Raw genomic sequence first — 23716 nt, 5'->3', positions numbered from 1 at the left:
AAGATGCGAATCCTGATAAGCAATGCCAACAGCCAGTACCTTCAGACCGCTCAATCAGCGCCCTCGTGAATAAGGCGGGGTTAAGCCTGATGTCGTCATGCATCTTGCAGCAGAAAGTCACGTTGACCGTTCTATAGATGGCCCCGCTGAGTTCATACACACCAATGTAGTAGGCACGGCAGTGCTGCTGGAAGCTGCTCGCGGGTACTGGAAACAATTGCAGCAGCAAAACGCCAATAAAGCGCAACAATTTCGCTTCCACCACATCTCCACTGACGAGGTATATGGCGATTTAGAAGGTGTTGATGATCTTTTTACTGAACAAACGCCTTATGCCCCTAGCTCACCATATTCAGCCAGCAAGGCGAGCTCGGATCATCTAGTGAGGGCATGGCAGCGTACCTATGGCCTACCCACATTGGTGACCAACTGCTCAAATAATTACGGGCCGTATCACTTCCCTGAAAAGCTTATCCCACTGATGATCCTCAACGCGCTATCAGGGAAAGCCTTACCCGTATACGGCGATGGCCAGCAGATTCGTGATTGGCTTTATGTCGAAGACCACGCACGGGCGCTAATTAAAGTAGCAAGCGAAGGGCAGGTGGGTGAAACCTACAACATTGGTGGGCATAACGAAAAAGCCAACCTCACCGTAGTAGAAACACTGTGCGACCTCCTCCAGGAGCTAGTACCCAAAGAAGCATCCTACCGCGAACTCATCACCTTCGTCACCGACCGTCCTGGTCATGACGTACGCTACGCCATTGATGCTAGCAAAATTGAACGCGAGCTGGGCTGGACTCCCCAAGAAACCTTCGAGACCGGCCTGCGCAAAACCGTCGAATGGTATCTCGCCAACGAAACATGGTGGAAACGCGTTCAAGACGGCAGCTATAAAGGCGAGCGGTTAGGCGTAAGTTAACGTTGATTTAAATTGGTCACGAAAAGCACTGACAAAAAAGTTGTGTACTTTTGATACTGTCTGTATTTTAGTGTTAGTTCGTGGCAGGAAAGGTTACTTTATGAAAATTCTAATTACCGGTAGTAACGGACAAGTTGGCTTTGAGCTGCAACGTCAATTTTCTCTCTTCGGTGATATCCTGACACCGACTCGGCAAGAGCTTGATCTTCGCGATGAGCAAGCGGTTGAGGCCTACCTCAGCCAGCATAACCCTGGGTTGATCCTCAATGCCGCAGCGTATACCGCAGTTGATAAAGCCGAAAGCGAACCAGACCTGGCTAAGCGGCTGAATGCGGGCTTACCTGCACAGCTAGCCCAATACGCTGCTCGCCAAAAAATTAGCCTAGTGCATTATTCAAGTGATTATGTTTACCCAGGCGATGGCGAAATTCCGTGGCAGGAAGATAGCCCCACAGGGCCGTTAAGCGTTTATGGGCAAACTAAGCTCGAAGGTGACTTAGCAGTGGTCGAAAGTGGTGCAAGCCACCTGATTTTTCGCACCAGTTGGGTATATGCCGCGCGTGGTAGCAACTTTATGAAGACCATGCTGCGTCTTGGCCAAGAGAAAGAAGCGTTAAATATTGTTAACGACCAAATTGGCGCGCCTACTCCCGCTCGCTTGATCGCCCAGGTCACGGCGCTCGCCTTTACACCTCACGGCTCATCTCTTGAATCACGTGTTTCATCAGGTATTTACCACTTGGCACCTGCTGGAGCTACCAGTTGGTATGGTTTTGCAAGCGAAATTTTTCAGCAGGCAATGCAAGCGGGTGTGCCGCTTGTCATAAAACCTGAAAACACCCAGGGTATACTCACTGCGGAATACCCAACGCCTGCAAAACGCCCATTGAATTCACGCATGTCACTCGTTAAGCTAGAAGCTGAATTAGATTTAATATTGCCATCTTGGGAAAGTCAGTTGGCACTAACTTTGCAGGAATATTTGGATTAATGAAAAATTTGGCGGATAGGTATTTGGATAGTTGTGTATTTATATTGACAAACCACTTCATTGGTAATTATTAGCCTGCTAGTAAAATGATTAAACGGTAGCGACGTATATAGGAACTATATTAGGCTTTAAGCGTCAATTCAGTGCTGGTCTATGAGAAAATTAGCAGGCTAAAGGGCAATGAAAAGTACTGTGCAGATAATACGAGAGAAAAGTACGCAGAAAAAGGTACGAAGAAAAACGGACTAAGGAAAAAGTGCGAAGAAAAAAGTACTAAGGGAAAAGTACAGGGGAGATAGTACGTAAAATTATTGAACGGCGACTGTAATATTAAAATTAGAAAATCGATTTTTTCTCATTATGGCGTAGTTCAGTCGTTATCCTATCAAGCTTATTGAAAAACTTATTAAGGGGGTAAATGTGAGTAATATACCTAAACGGAAGGGCATTATTCTCGCAGGCGGTTCAGGTACACGTCTTCACCCGATCACCCGAGGAGTGTCTAAACAACTACTCCCGGTTTACGACAAACCGATGATTTATTACCCGGTTTCAGTGCTGATGCTGGCCGGTATTCGCGAAATACTGATCATTTCAACCCCAGAAGACCTTCCCCAATATAAGCAATTGCTTGGCGACGGCGCATCCTTTGGTATTAGGTTTGAATACGCAGAGCAACCCAGCCCCGACGGCCTCGCACAAGCCTTTGTTATTGGAGAAGAATTTATTGGGGATAGCCCCGTTTGTCTTGTATTAGGCGATAATATTTTCCATGGTCAGCACTTTTCAGAACAGCTAAAGCGGGCGGATACCCAGCCAAGTGGCGCCACTGTGTTTGGCTACCTGGTGAAAGACCCAGAACGGTTTGGGGTCGTTGAATTCAGTGAAGATGGCAAAGCAATTTCCATTGAAGAAAAGCCCAAAGTGCCTAAATCAGCACATGCCGTCACCGGCCTCTATTTCTACGATAATGATGTAGTGGAGATCGCTAAAAACGTTCAACCCTCAGAGCGGGGCGAGCTGGAAATTACCAGTGTTAATAACACTTATCTTGAGCGTGGCGACCTGCGCGTTGAGCGCTTAGGTCGTGGGTTTGCCTGGCTAGATACCGGCACCCACGACAGTCTTCTAGAAGCCAGCCAATACGTGCAAACGATTGAACACCGTCAAGGCTTAAAGGTGGCTTGTCTTGAAGAAGTTGCATGGCAGCAAGGTTGGATCAGCGATGAGCAACTCTCTGAACTCGCCAAACCACTTGCAAAAACACAGTATGGTCAATACCTACAACGCTTAATCAAACAAGCGACTTAATCAAACAAGTGTATTAAATAAGTAGGTGACTTAAATAAAAAGTGTTAGGCACAGGTTCTCAGTGAACGATGCTTTTAGACTTTTTTAAAGGCTGCTTCAGTGAGTGCCTAGTGTAGTAAGCATAACGCTAGCCACTGGCCCTATCACTGGCACTTTTCCATAGATGCCGATGGCAATAAAGGAACTATCCATGCATTACGAAAAGCTTGCTATTCCTGATGTAGTACTGCTTACCCCCAAGGTCTTTGGCGACGAGCGCGGTTTCTTCATGGAAACATTCCGCCAGAACGAATTTGAGCAGCACTGCGGGGATTATCAGTTTGTACAAGACAACCACAGTAGGTCTTCCCAAGGAACACTCCGCGGCTTGCATTATCAGTTGCAAACCCCGCAGGGAAAATTGGTGCGCGTTAGCCGTGGCGAGGTGTTCGATGTGGCGGTAGACCTTCGCCAATCAAGCCCCACCTTTGGTCAGTGGGTGGGTGCGATATTGACCGAAGACAATAAGCGCCTGCTCTGGGTGCCGCCAGGGTTTGCCCACGGTTTTTACGTTATGAGTGAAGACGCGGAATTTCAGTACAAATGCACCGACTACTATGCTCCAGGTGATGAACACTGCATTCGTTGGGATGACAGTTCGTTAGCGATTGACTGGGGAATTATTGACAGCGTTGAGCTGAAGGTTTCTGAAAAGGATGCTCAAGGCATACCCTTTGATGCCGCACCTAAGTTCAATTAATATTGTCGGGAGGATTGGGGGAGGTGATAAAATTATGGCCAGTGTGCTACTGCTTGGGTCAACAGGGTTTATAGGATCAAGTATTGGGAACGAGCTTGATAAGCAAGGTATTGAATGGGTTGGGGTGGCGCGAAATATCCGCGGCGGCGACAAGCCAACCATTGCATTAACTGATGCACCATCAGTGACAAAGGTATTGCGTTCAAAGCCTATTATTATTAATGCGTTAGGGGGGCTGAAGCCCAGAAACTTCAATGAAAATTTCACGGCAGCCATGAACGAATTCTGGGCTAGCCTCGAACGTTTTATACGCTATCTTCAGAACCATCCGCCTGCAGGGCTGTTGCATATTTCTTCAGCGGGGACGGTGTACGGTGAAGCAGCCGAGCGGCCCAGCTGTGAGACCGACCCCGTTCGGCCCCGTTCGTGGTATGGCCGTATGAAGGTGATGGAAGAGTCGATGTATCGCAGCTATGCACAGGATTACAATGTGCCTTTCGCCTGCGCCAGAGTGTCCAACCCTTATGGTAACCCTACCGCTTCGAACCATGGGCTGATTGATGTATTAATAACGCAGCTAAGTAAGAATGAGCCTTTTGTAGCCGCCTTCCCACAAAAAGCGATGCGGGACTTTATCTATGCCCCCTGCATGGCCAAAATACTGGTGCGTATGGCGCTGGAAGGGCATACCGGTATTTACAATGTAGGTAATGGAACGCCAACATCACTGCAGTGGATTATTGATTATGCCCAAGAACTAAAACCCTCCGCGGTGGTTGTAGAGCGAACGGCGAGCCCCTCCGATATCGTCAATAGCTCTATTTCAACTGAAAAGCTTGAGGCCGCATTGGGCAAACCTGAATGGGCCATGACCATAGAGCGCTATATGCAAAAGAGGCTTGGCTAATCAATGAAATCGCTTTTTAGAAAGGCCTTGCGACCTCAACAACGTACGGAGCCAAAGTTCAAACCCTTATTGGAGAGATCCAAGGTAGATTGGCAGCGCTATGCCACTACATTGCCCCCCGGTATTGAAGACCCGATCGCCTTTTTTCTTGAACATTTTTATGAATACCCGGTAGTGGAGCCGGAATGGTTTGATTCCGCTTACTACCTGGAAACAAACCCCGATGTAGAGATGGATGGCGCCAACCCGTTGGTGCACTACCTGCTATACGGCAAAAAAGAAGGACGGCCCGCTTGGCCAAGCCCTACGGTGGAACCGGTAGCGCCTGCCAAAGCTGAGCCATCCCCAAAACCAGAAGCAGCGGTGCCCCCCAAACCGGTGGCTACACCAGCTCAGGTACAACCTGCCAAACCTGCCCAGGCCCAGCAAGAACAACCTCAGCAGGAACCACACAAACCAGAGCCAGAACCACCCAAGCCCGCTGAGCCACCAGCGGAGCCAGCACCAGCACCACCGCCTGTGGATGCCGCAAGCGGCTTTAACAGCGTGTTAAAAAACCGACTACGGGAACTGCTGACCAGCGAAAAGGTACCCGCTGCAGCGGCCAAAGGAGAGAGGTTAGGGCCGTGGCTGGATGAGTTAATCCAGATATCCGAACACGGCAACGCGAAAATTGAAGGTTTTTTTGATCAAAAGTTCTACGAATCAATTTACCCCGATATTCGTAACGCGCCCATTAATGCGTTCCACCACTTTATAATGCACGGCTTTAAAGAGGGCCGAGCAGGCTGTCTGGATATCCCGGAACTATTGACACAAGGTGGAGTAGCAAAACAGGAAGGATTAGAAACGCTTCTGGTCGTAAGCCATGAAGCATCCGCCACCGGGGCACCTATCGTAGCGCTCGAAGTGGCGCGTAGGTTTGCAGGGCGTTTCAATGTTATTACCGCCGTGCTACGGGGGGGCGAATTAAGAGAGCGGTTCATAGAAATAGGAACGCTCCATCTGGACGCACCCGCGCATAACGGTATTGCCGCGTTAGAGCTTTCGCTCAAATACTTGATGGATCACCATGACCTTAAAACGGTACTGCTGAACTCAGTCGAGTCAATCAATATGGCCGATGCGGCGGCCAACTTAGGCTTACCAACGCTGAGTTTGCTGCATGAGTTTGCGGAGTATACCCGCCCCGTGGGTAAAATTGGCCGCATGTTGCTGACCTCTGATGTGATTATTTACCCGGCAGAAAGTCTAGCGCGTTCTGGAATACATGAACTTAACACCAAAGCCGGTATCAAGCATGAACTGAACAATATCCGTATTCAGCCGCAAGGGTATCTTGGCTTTCAAGCCCACGTGGATAAAGACTGGTCATTAAGAAAATTACTGGGGCTGGATGAAAAGGCCATCATTATTGCCGGAGCGGGGCATGTGCAACCGCGCAAAGGCGTCGATTGGTTCCTGGAAACCTGCTACCACCTCTACTGCACCCTGCAAATGAAGGGTGACCACCGGGCCGAGCATCTTCAATTTGTATGGCTGGGTAATGGCTATAGTGAAGATGATGTGTTGGTCAGCGTATGGTTGGATGCCTTTATACAAAGGGTAGGCATCAGTGAGCGTGTCCACTTCCCCGGCGCGGTACATGATGTGGCCGCAGCGTTAAGAGATGTCGACATTTACTTGCTTACGTCTCGGCTTGACCCATTCCCCAACGTGGCGATTGATGCGCTGAATGCGGATTGTGGGCTAGGCGTGTTTGAAGAAGCCAGCGGTGTTGCTGACTTTGTAAAAGAACATGCTGCCCGGGCGGTTATTGGTAAGTACGGCAACCCGCATCATCTTGCGCAGCTGTTGTCTGAAAACCTAGACACACTGATGACCCGCGATGGTAAAAACATCGAGCTCTGCCATCAGCAGCTCGATTTTGACCGCTATATTGATGCATTGCAGGAAGCCTTAGTTGAGGCCAATCAGCGCAGCAGCGAAGTGCGCAAGGTGGCCGAATCAGAACGCTTTAAGCTGAAATTTGACCCCACTTTTTACGGTTTAAACTTCTCAACCGGTGGGGACAAGGCGACGCATTTCCTGAGCCTGCTGCGCAAAGGGGTCGCACTATCCAAGCCGTTCCCCGGCTGTGATATACAGCGTGCGTTAGATGCCTACCATCAGCAGCCTGGTCGCTTTGAAGCGCTGGTAGAAAGCGTAATGGGTAGCGAAGACCCTGCGATGCCCGTTCACCGGGTAACAGGTGCCGGTACTGACGATGCCCCGGATACGATTGCCTTACAGTTTCATGTCTACTTTGCCGATCTAATACCGGACTACTGCGCGTATTTTAAAAATCTGGCAGACCAAAATGTAGATTTGTTTGTGAGCCATATACCCGATCTGACACCTGAGCAGCTTGAGCTATTACAGAGTTCTATTACAGGCACGGTGTATACCCAAAAAGTAGATAACTGCGGTCGAGATGTTTATCCCTTCCACCGGCTGTTCGTGGAAAAAATTTACGGTCATTACGAGGTGGTTGGCCACTTTCATACCAAAAAATCGACTGACAATGCGGACGGCATAGGGGATAGATGGCGGCGCTACCTGCTGACCAATTTAATGGGGTCGCGTTCGGCCGCGAACGAGATAATGGGGCAGTTTGCAGATAAGCGCGTGGGGTTGGTATTTGCAGAAGACAGTCACATGGTCGATGAAGCCGATAACGGCAAGTGGATAGAAGAGCTGTTGGAGCCCTTGGGCTACTCGCGCTGGCCCGCTTACCGGTGCTTTCCTTTGGGCACTATGTTTTGGGCGCGGGCAGAAGCCCTAAGAGACCTAACGCGCTGGGATCCAGAGACCTTTAAACTGCCAGAGCCCGTACCTTACGATGGCTCAGTACTCCACGCCTTTGAACGAGTGATACCGCAGTTGGTTCAGGAAACAGGGTATCGCGCTCAACGTGTTTACACATCTAATACGCATTGGTGATATTTATGAAAAGAAAATTAATTATTCATATTGGAATGGGGAAAACTGGTAGCTCTTCTATTCAAAGTACACTACGAAGAGCTCAAAATACTTTAAATAGTAGGGGAGTCTGTTATCTTGGATTGATGCTTGAACATGCGCCCAGCGAAAATCCATTTTCTTGGCAGGTTGACTCGGGATGGGGGGCTTTTTTAGGGCTTGATACGAAGCAAGCCAATGAACAGTTACTAAGTGTATTCGTAGAAACTGACAAAAAGCTGCCCTCTGAGATACATACCTTAGTTTGGTCCAATGAGGCATTGTTCGATGGTGCTAGCCTAGTACAGTCCGCCGTTGAAGCGGCAAGTGAAATTTTTGATATTGAAATCGTGGGTTATATTCGTCGACCAGACTCATGGGTTACTTCTGCGTATTTGCAGTGGGGGATTAAGCACAAAAGCTATGCTGGACCTTTAAAACCGTTTAGGAATTGGTCGGGCGGAATGGGCTATAGCGTCATACCCAAAATTAAGAGTTGGGAATCAATAGGTAACAGCATAAAATTTTTTAACTTTGATGCCATTGGTGATATTGCCCAGCATTTTAATACGGCTCTATTGCCGGAAGCGACCGACGGTATTAACCCCTTACGGGCTAATGAGACCCCCCCCTCAGTGGCAATGGCCCTTTTTGCATACTATAACTCATTATCAGAGGGGCAGGTATTGCCCTCCGAGCTGGAACCTTTGCTTAGTAAAAGTGGTATTTATGGCAATAAGCAAAAGGCAAAAGCTTATAACAATATGCTACCCAATGAGGTGGATGTTAATGACTATCTTCAGAAAAACAGTGAAGAAATTATCCAGCTAAATAGTTATTTTGAAGCACATGATGAGCCTATTTTTGATCTTACTGAACCGAAGGTAAAAGATTACTCAACCAACCAGCACGAGATTAATCGTGCCCTACTGCAAATGATTAAGTATCTATCGGTAGAAGTGGAGACCCTCAACAAAAAAATAGCTACCCAGGTGACTGGTAATGATTGAAGAAGCCATTGTGCATGTGGGGATGCCTAAAACAGGCTCGTCTTCTATTCAAGACACATTAAGCCGACTCCCAATGCAGGGGGTCGAATATTTGTCGCTTAACTCGCCTAATCATTCTGGCTTCTTGATGACAGTCCTTTCTGATAACCCTCACGATTATCATAGCCATGCGAGCAATGGGCTTAGTTATAAAGAAGTTCAGGAGCTGAAAAAAAACTATACTCAAAAATTACATTATGCTCTTGAAAATGTGGATAAGCCTAAAATATTAATCTCGGCAGAAGATTTGTCTCGGCCCGATGGAAGTATTAGTGAGCTTAAGTACTTTCAACAGATACTTCTAGGTTACTGCAAGCGTGTTCGAGTTATCGGCTATGTGCGCCCGCCTATTGGTTATATGCAATCAGCTTTTCAGCAGCGATTAAAAGGAGGGATAAATTTTAATTTAAATTTGACGTCAGTTTATCCCAATTATTATAAGCGTTTTTCAAAGATAGATACTGTTTTTGGCAGAGAGAATGTTGAACTTGTACCATTTAGGAGTGATTCCCTTTACGAAGGTGATGCTGTACTCGACTTTGCACACCGCATTGACGTTGATTTAGCGCCTGATCAAATTGTTCGTACTAATGAATCTCTCTCGCTAGAGGCGACATCTCTGCTATATGTTTTAAGGCGTTTAAATAAGTCGGCTCCATATAAAAAATTTAACAGAGATAACGGCCAATTTATAGCAATGCTGAATAATTTTGGTAGTCAAAAACTGGTATTTTCGGCATCTGCAGTAGCATCATTTCTTGAAGCTAATCGCCAGGATTTAGATTGGATTTCTGGACGACTGGGGAGTTCGATACTTGATAAACCTGTTGTTGCATCCCAAGTAATTGAAAGCGAAAATGATTTACTAAATGTCGCCTATGCCAATCGATTGGCTATATGGCAATTGTTTGAGCAAACAGTACCCTTAACCCAAGATAGCCAGGGGATAGCACAACTAATAGATCAGTTGCAAATCTTGCGCGCGAAGAATATTTTACCGTTAAAGTCTCCTGAGCATACGCTATTTAATTCCAATCAACTCGAGTCAATTGCATCCTCATATAATGAGCCTGCAGTAATTTTAAATACGCTGGCTTATGCATTAGCGATAAGTGGTCAACATGTAACGTCTCAGTGTGTACGCGACGCTAGTAAGCGTGCAGCTAAACTTGTTAATAAAACTCGTCATAGTAAAACTTCACAACAACTGGTTCAAGGGAGTAACTAAATATGTCAAAACTGATACTGCATATAGGTATGCCCAAGACCGGTACTTCATCAATCCAGGAGACGCTTTTTTCCCAGGAACAATTGGGTGAATTCTCATATGCAAAGTTAGGTGTGGTTAATCATGGTGGGATAATAACTTCTTTTTTTTCAGAAGACCCGTATGCGTGGCGGGGGCACAGAGTAGCTGGGCGCAGTCCAGAAGAAGTAGCTCGTTTCAATCGGCAAATTTCAGTTAAATTAAATGAAATATGCTTAGCACAGGGGCAGCAAATTATATCTGGAGAGGATATTTGGCATATGGTGGAGTCAGCACTTGTCAAATTAAGGGATTATTTTGCTTCTCAGTTTGATTGTATTAAAGTAATTGGTTATGTAAGACCGCCTGCTTCGTTTATTGGTTCTGCGTTCCAACAGTTGGTTAAAAATCACGATTTGGCACGGCTAACGCCAAGTGCTTATTATCCACACTATCGAAACAAGTTTGAAAAGTTTGACCGTGTGTTTGGTCGTGACAATGTTACCTTGCGCGTTTTTGCTCCCGAGCAGTTGGAAGGTGGGGATGCAGTAGTCGATTTTTGCCAACTCCTAGGAGAGCCTATACCGTCAGAGAAAATTCAGCGGGTTAATGAATCACTCTCTCTAGAAGCCACTGCGGTATTGTTTGCCTACCGTCGTGAAGGCCCACAGTATGCAGCCTACCCTGGTAAAGCTCGGGATAACAATGCCTTGGTGGCCAGTTTGGCAGATTTTGGTTCCCGAAAACTTCGCTTTGCTGGCGCATTGATAGATCCAGTGTTAGAAAAGCATCGTGACGATATAGCATGGATGGAACAGCGTCTTGGTTTGCCTATTACCGACCAAGGCTCAATGGATTCTGAGGCGATTACCAGTGAAGCTCAGCTATTGAAGATTGCGGTTGAACAGTTCGATGCACTTAAAAATTATGTTAAACAACAAAAAGAGAAAGCAGATCCAACTCCACAACAGCTTGCCCACTGGATAGAAAAGCTTCGCACTGCCATTGCCGGTCGAAATTCTAATGGGCTCGTTCCTGTTTATGGCAGTCAATGTTTTTTTACGGAGAAGCAGATAGCCTTACTTGAGGATGAAAAGCTTCCACCAGTTGTTGCCCTACGCGAATTGGCGTTAGCGTTTGAACGCCATGGAAGAATAGAAGAAGCAATTAAAGTTATTGAAGCGGCGATAACTTTGAGACCAGATGTCGAGGGGTTGTATAAACTGAAAGACCGGCTAGTCGCACGGCGATAACCAGCTGGGAAGAATACCAAGAGCCGTAGTGCTTTGAGACACCAGCTCGGTTGCTTTATTTTAGTGTTACTTGGATATCTATACAAATGATTGATGAAATTATTATACATATGGGAATGCATAAAACAGGTTCCTCCTCAATCCAAGATACTTTTAGTAAGATTTCTATGGCTAATGTCGAATATCTGTCATTAGGTACTGCTAATCATTCGGGTTTTTTTTCGACTGTTCTCTTAAAAGAACCAGAAAATTACCATACACATCGTAGAAATGGATTAAACAAAAAGCAAGTGCGTGAACTACAGCAGTCATACCTGGAAAAGCTTCATAAAGTGCTCGAGGGGGTGAGGAAAAGTAAAGCATTAATTTCAGCGGAGGATTTGTCCAGTTCTAGTAATCAATACAGTGAAATTGAATATTTAAAGAAATTACTTTCACCTTATTGTAGGCGGATACGGATAATTGGTTATGTCCGTCCACCTGCTAGCTATATGCAGTCTGCTTTCCAGCAGCGAATGAAAGGTGGTGGTCAAAATGTTTTTGATTTAGAAAAAGTTTATCCTTATTATCAACTATCTTTCGAAAAAATGGATGCTATTTTTGGTAAAGAAAACGTTGAGTTAATAGCATTTAATCGCGATTCGTTGCACAACGGAGATGTTGTTCAAGATTTTGCACGCCGCATTGGTGTAACTATAGACGCAAGGCAGATCGTGCGCACTAATGAATCGCTTTCGCTAGAAGCAACCGCACTACTTTTTGCCTTTAGGTGCTTTGGAGGTAAGCCTAAAGGGTATAAGGGGTACAATCGTGATAATAATCTTTTGATTGCAAAGCTGAATGAAGTAGGCAACCAAAAATTACTTTTTTCAGAATTAGCGTTAGCCCCCGTTTTTGAGGCTAACCATCAAGATATTGAATGGATTTCGCAAAGGCTAGGTAGTTCTATTCTTGAAGAGCCAAGCATCACTCACCAGGCCATTGACTGTGAAAAAAGCTTACTCAGCTCAGCTTACGTAAGTCGCTTAGCTATTTGGCATTTGCTTGAGCAAGTAGCGCCTTTGAGAAAAGATATCACAGGCTTGGCTCAGCTTATAGATCAACTGCGCACACTGCATGCTCAAGATATTTCACCTTTAGAACTCGCTGAGAATACTCTCTTTACACCCGAAAAATTAACTAATATTAAAAGTTCAAAAAGTGAGCCAGTAACCTTGTTGAACCTACTAGCTGATGCTCTGGAAAAAAATGGTCATCAATCGGCTGCTCGGGGGGTACGGGGTGCAAGTCAGCGTGCCTTTCATTTAATTAATAGAGGGTCTAATAAATAGAGAATAGTTCTAGGTATTACCTGTTTAAACAGGTTTGTATATTGAATATTATTTATGTGGAGCCCTATAAAATCATTCTAATTTAAAATTACACAGTATTGGTTATCCTATTTTAATAGGACGTGTTCCTGGGTTTCTGAGTTTTTTTTGTGACATCAGTCAGTAAGATGTATGTTTCAAATATTGTGATCTGAACTGATTTTGAGTTTCTTATGCAATATAAGTGCCACATTTAACTTTCTGACTGTTTTTTGTCCAAATTTTGATATTAAATAGTGTTTGACAGTGTTTGTTACGGGCAATATATTGTCAATGAGGTTCCAATAAATAGGTTGTTTAAATGCACTTTAGAGTCCGTCGGCATGTCGTGCAATTGATTCGCATGACTTACGACCCTTCCATCAAGCGTGGTAGGGCGGAAGTGGTGGGTAGCGTCAAGCTAATAAACCCGGTGTTGAGTGATGACTTGCGAGCGCATCTAAGCAGCAACGAGTTGTCTGAGTTCGATGTGTGGTTAACGACTCATCATCGGGCCAACTGGCTTAAGCAAGAATTGGCGGCGCTAACGCTTGCTGAACAAATGGCCCAAGCGCAGCTGTGGTTTGAGCAGCAAGAAGAAGGTCAAGAGTCGGCTCAGCTCGTGGCGGATAGTTTGCTGCGCAGCTGGCACCCCTTGCGCAAAGTGCTTAAACAGCGAGGTTTACTGGAGTGACTCAAATGTTTAACTTCTTAAAAGGGAATAAACAAATGGCAACTGCAACGAAAATTGAAGCTTCTGATATCGTTAAAGTAGATTCGGAAGTGCTTATTGAGCGTATGGTCGCTATAAGTCCGAATATAGTCGGCAAGCTACCTGATAGGCGTATGCAAGCTATTGTAAGAACCGCTATGAGGGCGTTAGCTGAAGAAGTGCACGCACATGATGCTGGCGGCCTACAAGTGGCTGGCTTAGGGCGAATCAATATCCGTCAGGTTGAGACCGAAAAAAATGGCACCCCAAATACAGTGAAACGTATCATTTTGAAGCCAGCTAAGCCAAAAGCGTAAATAATTCGCTAGGTGATCTCTCGATAGTTAGCTATATGGTTTTTTTCTAAATAAGCGAAGTGGTTCAAGGGTCCTTGTCCAGCTTCGCTTTCTTATGAACTGTGAGTTTTTACAATGCTTCTATTTAGCAAGTATTATGGGTTGTGTTTGGCATACTGGTGAATCATTCGTGGAGTTTTGTTTTTTTCGTATTGACAGCATGTTAGCTTTTCTTTTTTTTTAAAACCACTTAGCCACCATGTATTGCTAGAGTATTGTCAAATAATGTGTCATTTCAAGCGTCTGAGATGAGAAAATAAAGATAGTCCAACTGTGTTGTGAAAATGATATTTTCTTAATTAAGTGTTTGAAAATTGACTGGTAGTGATAATTTTATAGGCTGGTTATAATCAGGACGTTTATGCCCCCGATTTTTTTTGTTCATATCCCCAAAACAGCTGGCACCAGTTTTCGAAAGGCTGCGGAAGAGTTTTATAGTGCATCGCACGTTGTCTATGACTATTCCCCTGCCTCTGAAGAGACATCGCCGCTTATCCTTGAGTGGGTCTACGAAAAGGGTGATTGGCTGAGCTGCTACCATGCGTTGGAACAGGCGAATATCGCCTTTTTAAGCGGCCACGTGCACGCCAGGAAATACATTCATCTGTTTGGAATTAGCCAAACAGTGACGTTCCTGCGTGAGCCGGTGCAACGCCTTGTGTCTGAATATAATCACTTTGTACGCCACCATGGCTACCAGGGTGATTTAGCTTCGTTTTACCGTAAGCCGCAATTTATTAACCGCCAAACCAAAATGCTCCAAAGAGTGCCTTTGGAGGGCATCGGCTTCTTAGGGTTAACAGAAGAGTACGAAGCTAGTTTGGCCATGCTTAACCAGCTCTATGGGGTGAACATACCTTCGGTTGCTATGAATATGGGCCGTAAAGATACGCATCAAGGCTATGAACTGCCGGAGGCTCAGCTTGAAGAGATACGTTCACTTAATCAAGATGATATCAATTTCTACCATAAAGCTGTTAAGCTTTTTAGCCAACGGCAAAGCCTGTTTAAAGCAGATAAGCCTTACGTGCACGGTAAAATGCAGCCGCTTTCCGGTAAAGTGTTGAGCGGTTGGGCATGGTATGCCGATAATGACACTGCTGTGAAGGTGAACATCGTTGTTGATAGCCAGCTAATTGATACGGTGGAGGCGAAGGAACTGTTGCCTGCACAATTAAGTTTGGCACCGCCACGGCATGGCTACGTGGGTTTCCAGTACAATTTTGCTAAGCCTCCGGCTAAGGGGACTAAAATTCAAGCCGTCGCGTCGGAAACAGGGCAGGTGCTTGGGCAAAAACGCGTATAATTGTTTATGAAATTTCGTTCCAAATGTAAGTAAATTTAATGCTTTTTGTAAGTCAATGGTACGCAATGTATGGAAGCTTATGCGCCAGTTTAATATGACGAGTACTCTGTGAATTTTTTTGTCTGTACACCCCGTTACAAGCCCAGCAGCCAATTACGGCGGCTAAGTAAGGATGTTAAATATCAGTGGCTATCGACCGGGGTTGATCCGCAATTCAAGTTATTAAATAAACCGCTGTTACCGGGTTGGCACATGCTTGAAATAGCCATGGTGCACGACCAACCCAGTGCTGCCGTAAAACTGTATGTGGACCGTGGTGACGGCTTTCATGAAGACAACTGTGTTTACCTGCCGCTAAAAACCGGAGTGGTCACCAAGCGCCTGTTTTGGATGTCTACCAAAGTGCGCGGCCTGCGACTAGACCCCCTTGAAAGTGAAGGCCGCTTTGCTATTAAACACCTGCGTTTTTCCTGGCTAACACCGTGGTTTGCCCACGACCGTTTAGCCCAGCGGTTAGTCAATATGCACTTCAAGTGGCGCGATATGCCGCCCAAAAAGGTGATTGGGGAGCTTAAGCGCAAAGCGGCTGCTTCCCATCGTCACTGGCGTCATGTTGCTCTTGAGACCTACGAAGCGACTTTTGAGCGTTTTTCTGCGCAACGCAGTTATGCCGATTGGCTAGATCAGCAACCCGCGCTAACCTCGGAAGTAGTGAGTGAACGGTTGGCGCAATTGTCGTTCACGCCCTTAGTGTCCATCCTGGTACCGGTTTATAACCCTTCACTTGAGCACTTACAAAGCTGCTTGGATTCCGTGCTAGCGCAGCACTACCCGCATTGGCAGCTGTGTATTGCGGATGATGCATCGACAAACCCTGGTGTGGCCGCTTTATTAGCGGAGTATGTTGAGAAAGATCGACGCGTTAACGTCGTTAGCCGTAAAACCAACGGGCACATTTGTGCGGCCAGCAACAGTGCCCTGGCGCTGGCAAACGGCGAGTATGTAGCGTTATTAGATCATGATGACTGCCTGACCCAAGACGCGTTACTGGCCATGGTGACGGCCATCAATGAGTATCCCACCGCGCGCTTTTTATATAGTGATGAGGATAAAATCGATGAGGACGGCTATCGTTTTGATCCTCATTTCAAACCAGGCTGGAACCCTGATTTATTATTGGCTCAAAACTATATCTCTCACTTGGGGGTATATGAAACGGCGCTTGTGCGCGAGGTGGGTGGTTTCCGGGAAGGGGTTGAGGGCAGTCAGGACCACGACCTTGTGTTACGCATTAGCGCCGGCTTGCAAGCTGATCAGATCCTCCATGTTCCCCAGGTGCTTTATCACTGGCGTTCGGTGGTGGGCTCTACCGCCAAAGAGAGTTCAGCTAAAAGCTATACCACTGAGGCGGGGCTTAAAGCGGTATCCGACTATGTGGCGGCGCATCATAGCGGCGCCGAGGTAATCCCAGGCGATTATGCCAATACCTATCGGGTTCGCTGGCCGCTTCCTTCGCCACTGCCATTGGTTAGTTTGATGATCCCTACGCGTGACCGGGTTGAGATCCTCAAGCCGTGCGTTGAGGCTATTCTGTCGCGAAGTGATTACCACCATTTTGAGCTGCTGATTCTGGATAACCGCAGCACCTGCCCCCATACCCTTGCTTACATGCAAGAAGTGCAGGCACGAGACCCCCGTGTGCGCGTACTGCGTTGGGAGCACGCGTTTAACTATTCGGCGATTAACAACTTTGGCGCGCAGCACGCCAATGGTGAGATTATCGGCTTGGTCAATAATGATATTGAGCCGATTAATGAGAGCTGGCTTACCGAAATGGTGCGCCAAGTGTCCCGGCCTGAGATCGGCTGTGTGGGGGCCAAACTCTATTACCCGAACGATACTATTCAGCATGCCGGGGTCATCCTGGGGATTGGAGGTGTCGCTGGGCACGCCCATAAGTATTTTACGCGCAGTGCTCACGGTTATTTCACCCGGTTGCATGTTGCTCATAATCTTTCGGCGGTGACGGGGGCCTGTTTGCTGGTTCGCCGCGCTGTGTTTGATGAGGTTGGTGGGTTTAATGCTACGCATCTTAGCGTGGCGTTTAATGATGTGGATTTTTGTCTTAAGGTTAGAGAAGCTGGTTACCGTAATTTATGGACACCTTATGCGGAGCTTTATCATCATGAATCGATATCTCGCGGGGCTGATGACAATGCTAAAAAGCGTGCTCGCGCGGCCGCCGAGGTGGCCTTTATGCGCAAAACCTGGGGAGAACAGTTAGATAACGACCCTGCATATAACCCTAATTTAACGCTTATACATGAAGATTTTTCACTGCGTTAAACGTTTTTTGTGTCACGGTAGTGATATCGACATTATTGAGCGTTTTTATAGGGAATAGGGATGCTCATATTGCTTGAGTGTAAAAAGGATAAATAAAGGGCCAGTGTATTGATTGAATATGATCAAGAACAGCAGGGAACGCAGCAGGGCCGATGGATTATGCTGGTGGACCGTGTTCGTCCAACAGAGGATATTTATTTTTTAGGCTCGGTAGCGCCGGTACTGAGAAATCAGGGGATGTATGTCAAAGAAATTGATACGCGGCGAAACTGGTGCCCTTGGTGGCGCTCAGCTGAGTTGCCCAGCTTGTTTGAAGGCGCCAACGTGCTTATATGCCGTTCTCTGCCCCGCGCTTGGTTACACTGGTTGTTTCAGCATAAGGCTATCATCGGGCGGATTATTTATTTAATCGACGATAATATAGAAGCGGCCAGTAATGATACCACCTTGCCGATCGCTTATCGTCGGCGCATGAGGCGTGTGGCCAAGCTACAGCCTTCGATGATCGCACTCGCCGATGAGGTTGTGACGCCCAGTCAGCAGTTAGCGGAAACGTTAAGACTCAAGCATGCTCATGTCTCTGTTTTACCTCCGCCGTTGCTTGCCCCTCTGCCACCTTTGCTCCATTTTAAGGAGCCGCCTAACGAAACCAGGCCCTGGCAAGTGGGCTTTCATGGTACTCGCTCACACGTGGCTGATTTAGCGCAAATTGCTCCCGCCATTATCCAACTGCATGACCAGCGAGAGGATGTCATGTTCGAGGTGATGTTGGGTGAGCACACGCCCGAAGCGCTCAAACTATTGCACCGCTGTGTTACGCCAGCCCCACTGCCGTGGAAAGCCTTTCATGAATATCAGCGTCAGCGGCGAATACATATAGGCTTGGCACCGCTGCTACCCACTGCGTTTAACCGCGGGAAATCTTATATTAAGTTTTTGGATATTGCGGCGATGGGAGGGGTGGGCATTTTTAGCAATCGTTACCCTTACGATGAAATCATAGAGCACGGCGTAGATGGCCTATTAGCGGATGACGATCCCGCCGACTGGCTACACTGTATGCAGGTGTTGCTTGATGACCCAGAGGCGACCTTAGCCATGGCAAGGGCGGCGGCTAAAAAAGCCGCTGCCATCGGTCACCATCAGCATGCACTCTCCTTCTGGCTAGCACGTAGTACCGCCATTTCTCACTCACCGAGTACGGGTTCCTAAGTATAACCACGTTTCTCTAGAGCTTATCCTCGAAGTTGCCTACAATGATGTGCGCGATCTGCGCACAATTTCGAGGCATTCTTAGTATTTGTTGCGTTTATTAGGGTGCTGGCTGAACAATCTGGGTAACATGTGTTCTCAGTGGTGATAACGCTGCTGTGAATACTGGTTTACAGGTGTGCAATTTGAATACAGTTAGGCCCAGAGGGTTTTATGGTTGAGTTGCAACGTAACAGCTGTTTCGATGCAGCAATTATTATACCGCTGCGCGCTAAAGCGGTTCGGCAGCCTGAAATGGTGCGTTTAATTCAGCTAGTGGAAACGCTGCCTGAGGGCTATGAGGTGATCATCGTCGATGATGGCAGCCCTCAGGCTGTTAAGCAGTGGCTCACCCATTTGGTCGAGGAGTGGCAGCACCATTCGGGTGGCCATACTCGCCGCTTTAAGCTTGTTTCCCTTGCTACCCGCTTTCGCCGCTTTTCGCTTGCCCGCGCACGCAATGCGGGGGCACGGGCAGCGGCAGCGCCCGTCGTGTTGTTTCATGATGTGGATTTTCTGGCGGCACCTTCTGTCTATCAACGTCTTCTGCGGCATATTAAAACGCAGCAGTTGGCCGCTAAGCCTGAAAACTTTTTTTGTGTACCCGTGGCCTTTCTTACGGAAGCTGCAACGGTGCATTTTATGCAGGCATTTAAACGCCATCAGGAAGCGTGGTGTTTCCGTGATCGGCGTCAGTTACCTTTGGAAAGTTTGCAGTTCCTGGTTCAGGGCAGTTCATGCATTGTCATGAACCGCAAAGACTTGCTGAGTATCGGTGGCCACGATGAGGGGTTCAAAGGCCACGGCGCAGAAGATTTCGAGCTACTTCACCGGCTAGCATGCCGCTTTCCCATCGCTGAAAAGCCACCAGAATATGAGCGCAATATGGGCAGCGGTACTGTCACAGAGTACCGTGGTTTTCGTGCCTACTTCGCGTTATATGGCGAGCAGTGCCGCCAAGCAGGATGTACGCTAGTACACCTATGGCACCCCAAGCGTAAAGGGTTTGGTTACTATCGTCATAAGCAAAACTTTAAACGCTTACAGCAGGTGATGACCAATCAATTACCTGTTGAACGCCGGCCTCCTACTATTTCGCCCGCCGTTCTGTTGGATGAAGCGACTCATGGTTGATGTTTCGCTTACCTATTTAGTCCTAGCACACAACAGCACCGAACGGGTGGCGCGCTTGGTTGATCAGCTGTTGGCGCAGGATCTTAGTGGGCGGGTGATTATTCACTTTGATAAAAAATCGGGTGAGGCGCCCTATCAGTGGCTATGTGAACGGTACCATTCGCAAGCGCGCTGCTATGTTTTACCGCAGCGGGCGTACTGTGGTTGGGGGCAATGGAGCCTGGTAGATGCCACGTTGCGAATGCTCCGCCATGCCCAGTCAACCGGTAAAACCGATTATTATTACCTGATGAGTGAGTACTGTTACCCCACGCAGTCGCTCAGTGCCCTGAAAAGCTATTTGGTAGCAAATAAGGGTACGAATTTTATTGAATGCGAAGATAGCCGCTGGATAAAAGGGGGGATCCGAGAGGATCGCTACTTGTATCGCCACTTTCTCAATAAGCGGAATTACCCACGTCTACATCGTTGGACATATAAAGTGCAAAAATGGCTGGGGCTGAAGCGAAAAGTGCCTCAAGACCTAACTATCCGTTTTGGCAGCCAGTGGTGGTGCCTAACACAGGAAGCTGTAGCGTATGTACTGGAGCAAGAGCCCATCTATCGCTCTTTCTTTAAATGGGTATGGATACCTGATGAATGTTTTTTTAACTCGCTTTGTCGGCAGTCTCATCTAAAAATAGCTCATGAGCTAACGTATTATTCTTTTAATTTGCAGGGTACGCCTGACATTATGAGTCATAGGGAAGTTTGCCATCTTGGCAAACAGTACTATTTCGCAAGGAAAGTTACATGACATTAAAGGATGCTTTGCAGTGGCAAGATGGGTTCTTGGAGGGCTATTTTTCGACGAATAAGACATATTGCCGGTATTCTTTTTTTGATATCAATAAACCCGTTGTGATTACTTTTTCTATGATGGGAAAGTATGTAGAGAGTGAAAATATTAACGCATTGCATGATATTTGGGGGCATGGTTTTGTTGCTAAAAAAGAAATAAATGTTATTTCTTTTTGTTGCATCGATAAAGCGTCTTGGTATCTTGATAGCGAGCTTGCTGACCTACTTGGTAAGCTGAAGAAATTGCTTAATTCATTTCCCGAGCGGTTAGGGTACGGCGGCAGTATGGGTGGGTTCGGGATTTTAGCCTATTACGAAATATTGAATTTAGATCGTGTTTTAGTAATGAACCCGATCACTACACTTGATAAAGATTTGGTTGATTTTGAAACTAGATTTAAAGTTCATAGTAGCAGGTTAGACTGGAAGTTTAATTATAGTGATCGCGCAAGTTGCCAGATGAATGGTTACATTGTGTATGATCCTTTATTTGAACTAGATAAACTTCATGCAAAACGGCTTAAGGGTTTGCAAGAGTTAAAGCTTCCAGGTGTGGGCCACTTTATGCCTGTGCATTTGGCTAAGCTAGGCATTCTAAGGTGGCTTTTCGAAAGCTTTTATTTTAATTTATCTTTAAAAGAAGACTTTTATAAAAAAGCGAGAAAAAGAAGGCAGTATCCGCAATATTATTCATGGCTTAAAAGTCAGGAAAATAAGTATTTAACGCCTAGAAGAAATAAAATAATAAACTTACATCAGCAAATTTTGAAATTGAAACTAGGTTCAGTAGAAACTGTCCCAAGGGGAGCCGTGAATAAAGTTAGGGATTATGCGATTTCACTTGAAGATGTTGATATTGATATAAGTTTACAGGTGATGAAATTAGCGAAAGATTTGCGACCCCATGGTCAGTATATTAGTAAAAAAATTAGAGATTATGAAGTTCGCTGTAAAACATAATTATTTGCATAGGGTTTATCTGTATGAGCACGCCTAGTTTTATTTGTATTGGTGCACAAAAAGCTGGCACGACATGGTTGGATCAGCAACTTCGCTATCATCCTGAAATATGGATGCCGCCAATGAAAGAAATTCATTATTTTGATTATGTTCATAGACCTGAGTTTCGACAATGGATTGGATGGCATTTAAAATCCACGATGCGGCGTGAGCTTTTAAAAATTACTAGCGATAAATCTGCTATTGATTGGCAAAGAGTGAGGTATCTCGCCAGCATTATGACCGATAGCAAAAAATTTACCGATGAGTGGTATGCGAATATCTTTTCTGTAGCGCCGCCGGGTACTGTTACAGGTGAAATCACACCGGAATATTCAACGTTAGATGAACAGGCAATCGCTCATATGAGACGATTATGTAATGATCCTGTTTTTATTTACATAATCCGAGATCCTGTGAAGAGAGCTTGGTCGCAGCTGAAAATGAATATGGTGAGAAACGGCGACTTCAACAAAGCGGTGGCTAAAAAAAATAAGATCGTAGATATAGATTTATTTCACCATAATATTAAACATTATTCTATTGTTGATAGGGCAGATTATGAAAGCTATATTCCAAAATGGGATGAACTAAAAGATAAAGTCTTGTATGTGCCTTTTCAGGAAATTAGTACTGATCCAAATGGCCTGCTGAAAAAAGTCGCAAAGTTCATCGGTGTTTCAGATGTTGAATGTTTTACTGAAGCTGATAAGCAAGTACATAAAGGTAGTGGGCTGAAAATGCCAAAGGAAGTTGCCAGTCACTTAAGTGACATAATGATGACACAGTATGATTATCTTGAAAAAAGGTTTGGTAAAGATTTTTCAAGCAATACTTAATTGAGAAAATATATAAGGTTTACGTATGAGTAAAGTTGTTCTTATTGGTGGTGCCGGTGCGCCCAATTACGGTGACGAGTTGATTGTTAAAGGTTGGATAGACTTTTTCAAAGAGCAACTGCCTGGGTCAACGGTTACGTTATATGAAAATATAGCGGATAAAGAAAAGAAACTACACGGTGAAACAAGAAATATTAAATTTAAAGATGACTTGGTTAAAGTGGCCAAAAGCTTCTCTGAAATAGGTTTTTGGGAACAGGTGCTTCGGGGCTACCATTTTATCGATAATGGTGGCGTCGAGAAGTATCACCAATTTGATCTTAAACCGTTTTTTGAAGCTGACATAGTTCACCTTCACGGTGGGGGGTATTTGAATAATTATGATCCTGAGAAGGGCTTTTACATCGGCTTTCTTGCTTCTTTAAAAGAAAAATACGGAAAAAAAATAGTCGCTACAGGGATCGGTTTTGGCCCTGCACCAGAGCCAAAGAAAGAACAGCTAGAGCTGCTAAATAACATCTTTGCACATTATCATGCTTTCGAACTACGCGATGTTGACAATTTTAGATGGCTTAAGAGTAAATTTACTAACGGTCATTTTGTTAATGGTTTGGATGATTGCTATTTGTATGCCATTACCGATATTGTCAAAAAGGATAATTCAAAAAAGAGGCTCTATCTTTCTTTTCTTGCGTATAATTTGAATAAAGTTACTTCAGAGTATTGGGATAATTTGCAGGCATTTTCTGCTACGTTTGATGAGGTTTTGTTTTTCGAAAGCTACCCTTGGCAGGATAATGAGGTTTTTGACATTGTTAAAAAGAAAATTCCAGCCGCCCAAAAGCTAGTAATTAAAGATTCGCTCTATAAAAAAATTAACGTCGGTCCTGATGATTTCGCTATATGTGCTCGCTTCCATGTGCACTTTATACTGGCTAGAGCGGGTGTTAATGGTATCTACTCAAAAGATAGCAAGTATTATAACGTGAAGCATCAGTCGATTGTTGACCGTGGATCTGACATGAAGTTTACTGATTTTGCTCAGTTTTCGCCCCCTGTTGTGACTGAAAAGGAAGCATATATTGCTCAGCAAGACGTATGCTTGCATGAGCAGAAATTAGGTTTCTGCCAATCACTTTATTTGCCATAAATTTTAGTAACTG

At 45.7% G+C, this 23716-nt stretch carries 19 protein-coding genes and 1 pseudogene; all 20 read left to right on the top strand.

Annotated features, from left to right (window positions below):
* Positions 1 to 82 precede the first annotated feature (82 nt).
* Positions 83 to 925 (top strand): annotated as a pseudogene (rfbB, locus tag KO116_RS14595) (dTDP-glucose 4,6-dehydratase); the annotation flags it as partial.
* A gap of 100 nt (positions 926 to 1025) precedes the next feature.
* Positions 1026 to 1916, top strand: a complete 891-nt coding sequence (rfbD, locus tag KO116_RS14590) for a dTDP-4-dehydrorhamnose reductase (RefSeq protein ID WP_035566815.1) — start codon at positions 1026 to 1028, stop codon at positions 1914 to 1916.
* A 420-nt stretch (positions 1917 to 2336) separates the two neighbouring features.
* The gene (rfbA, locus tag KO116_RS14585) at positions 2337 to 3227 is read left to right on the top strand and encodes a glucose-1-phosphate thymidylyltransferase RfbA (RefSeq protein WP_035566814.1); all 891 of its coding nucleotides are present in this window, start codon (positions 2337 to 2339) and stop codon (positions 3225 to 3227) included.
* Positions 3228 to 3417: 190 nt separating this feature from the next.
* Entirely contained in the window at positions 3418 to 3966 is a 549-nt protein-coding gene (gene rfbC, locus KO116_RS14580; protein ID WP_035566812.1) for a dTDP-4-dehydrorhamnose 3,5-epimerase, read from the top strand.
* Between the two features lie 34 nt (positions 3967 to 4000).
* The gene (locus tag KO116_RS14575) at positions 4001 to 4873 is read left to right on the top strand and encodes an NAD-dependent epimerase/dehydratase family protein (protein ID WP_035566810.1); all 873 of its coding nucleotides are present in this window, start codon (positions 4001 to 4003) and stop codon (positions 4871 to 4873) included.
* A 69-nt stretch (positions 4874 to 4942) separates the two neighbouring features.
* Positions 4943 to 7855: a rhamnan synthesis F family protein gene (locus KO116_RS26095; RefSeq protein ID WP_144408597.1), complete on the top strand. Its 2913-nt coding sequence runs from the start codon at positions 4943 to 4945 to the stop codon at positions 7853 to 7855.
* 5 nt (positions 7856 to 7860) lie between these two features.
* A complete protein-coding gene (locus tag KO116_RS14565; RefSeq protein ID WP_144408596.1) occupies positions 7861 to 8883 on the top strand; it encodes a hypothetical protein in 1023 nt (340 codons plus the stop codon).
* Positions 8876 to 10150: a hypothetical protein gene (locus KO116_RS14560; protein ID WP_035566805.1), complete on the top strand. Its 1275-nt coding sequence runs from the start codon at positions 8876 to 8878 to the stop codon at positions 10148 to 10150. Before KO116_RS14565 ends, KO116_RS14560 begins: the two co-directional genes overlap by 8 nt.
* A gap of 2 nt (positions 10151 to 10152) precedes the next feature.
* The gene (locus KO116_RS14555; RefSeq protein WP_144408595.1) at positions 10153 to 11421 is read left to right on the top strand and encodes a hypothetical protein; all 1269 of its coding nucleotides are present in this window, start codon (positions 10153 to 10155) and stop codon (positions 11419 to 11421) included.
* An 86-nt stretch (positions 11422 to 11507) separates the two neighbouring features.
* The gene (locus tag KO116_RS14550) at positions 11508 to 12752 is read left to right on the top strand and encodes a hypothetical protein (protein ID WP_144408594.1); all 1245 of its coding nucleotides are present in this window, start codon (positions 11508 to 11510) and stop codon (positions 12750 to 12752) included.
* A gap of 340 nt (positions 12753 to 13092) precedes the next feature.
* Positions 13093 to 13464, top strand: a complete 372-nt coding sequence (locus tag KO116_RS14545) for a hypothetical protein (protein ID WP_144408593.1) — start codon at positions 13093 to 13095, stop codon at positions 13462 to 13464.
* Positions 13465 to 13469: 5 nt separating this feature from the next.
* Positions 13470 to 13799, top strand: coding sequence for a hypothetical protein (locus KO116_RS14540; RefSeq protein ID WP_035566793.1), 330 nt, complete (start codon positions 13470 to 13472; stop codon positions 13797 to 13799).
* 400 nt (positions 13800 to 14199) lie between these two features.
* Positions 14200 to 15144, top strand: a complete 945-nt coding sequence (locus KO116_RS14535) for a sulfotransferase family 2 domain-containing protein (protein ID WP_035566790.1) — start codon at positions 14200 to 14202, stop codon at positions 15142 to 15144.
* A gap of 252 nt (positions 15145 to 15396) precedes the next feature.
* Positions 15397 to 17490 (top strand): glycosyltransferase family 2 protein, encoded by a 2094-nt coding sequence (locus tag KO116_RS14530; RefSeq protein ID WP_200897101.1) that lies wholly within the window; start codon positions 15397 to 15399, stop codon positions 17488 to 17490.
* A gap of 108 nt (positions 17491 to 17598) precedes the next feature.
* Complete coding sequence (locus tag KO116_RS14525; RefSeq protein WP_235272398.1) at positions 17599 to 18702, top strand: glycosyltransferase family protein; 1104 nt, start codon at positions 17599 to 17601, stop codon at positions 18700 to 18702.
* 213 nt (positions 18703 to 18915) lie between these two features.
* Positions 18916 to 19875 (top strand): glycosyltransferase, encoded by a 960-nt coding sequence (locus tag KO116_RS24155; RefSeq protein ID WP_052703773.1) that lies wholly within the window; start codon positions 18916 to 18918, stop codon positions 19873 to 19875.
* A complete protein-coding gene (locus KO116_RS14515; RefSeq protein WP_052703772.1) occupies positions 19868 to 20671 on the top strand; it encodes a beta-1,6-N-acetylglucosaminyltransferase in 804 nt (267 codons plus the stop codon). The genes KO116_RS24155 and KO116_RS14515 overlap by 8 nt, the downstream gene beginning before the upstream one ends.
* Positions 20668 to 21675 carry a hypothetical protein gene (locus tag KO116_RS24150; RefSeq protein ID WP_052703771.1) on the top strand — a complete coding sequence of 336 codons (1008 nt, stop codon included), beginning with the start codon at positions 20668 to 20670 and terminating at the stop codon, positions 21673 to 21675. Before KO116_RS14515 ends, KO116_RS24150 begins: the two co-directional genes overlap by 4 nt.
* 23 nt (positions 21676 to 21698) lie before the next feature.
* Entirely contained in the window at positions 21699 to 22553 is an 855-nt protein-coding gene (locus KO116_RS14505) for a sulfotransferase (protein ID WP_082072600.1), read from the top strand.
* 25 nt (positions 22554 to 22578) lie between these two features.
* Positions 22579 to 23703, top strand: a complete 1125-nt coding sequence (locus KO116_RS14500; RefSeq protein ID WP_035566781.1) for a polysaccharide pyruvyl transferase family protein — start codon at positions 22579 to 22581, stop codon at positions 23701 to 23703.
* Positions 23704 to 23716: the final 13 nt, after the last annotated feature.

The organism is Halomonas sp. KO116, assembly GCF_000734975.2.
Classification (GTDB): Bacteria; Pseudomonadota; Gammaproteobacteria; order Pseudomonadales; family Halomonadaceae; genus Vreelandella; species Vreelandella glaciei.
The sequence above is the reverse complement of the archived record's forward strand: the minus strand, read 5'-3'. Positions and strand labels throughout refer to the sequence as shown.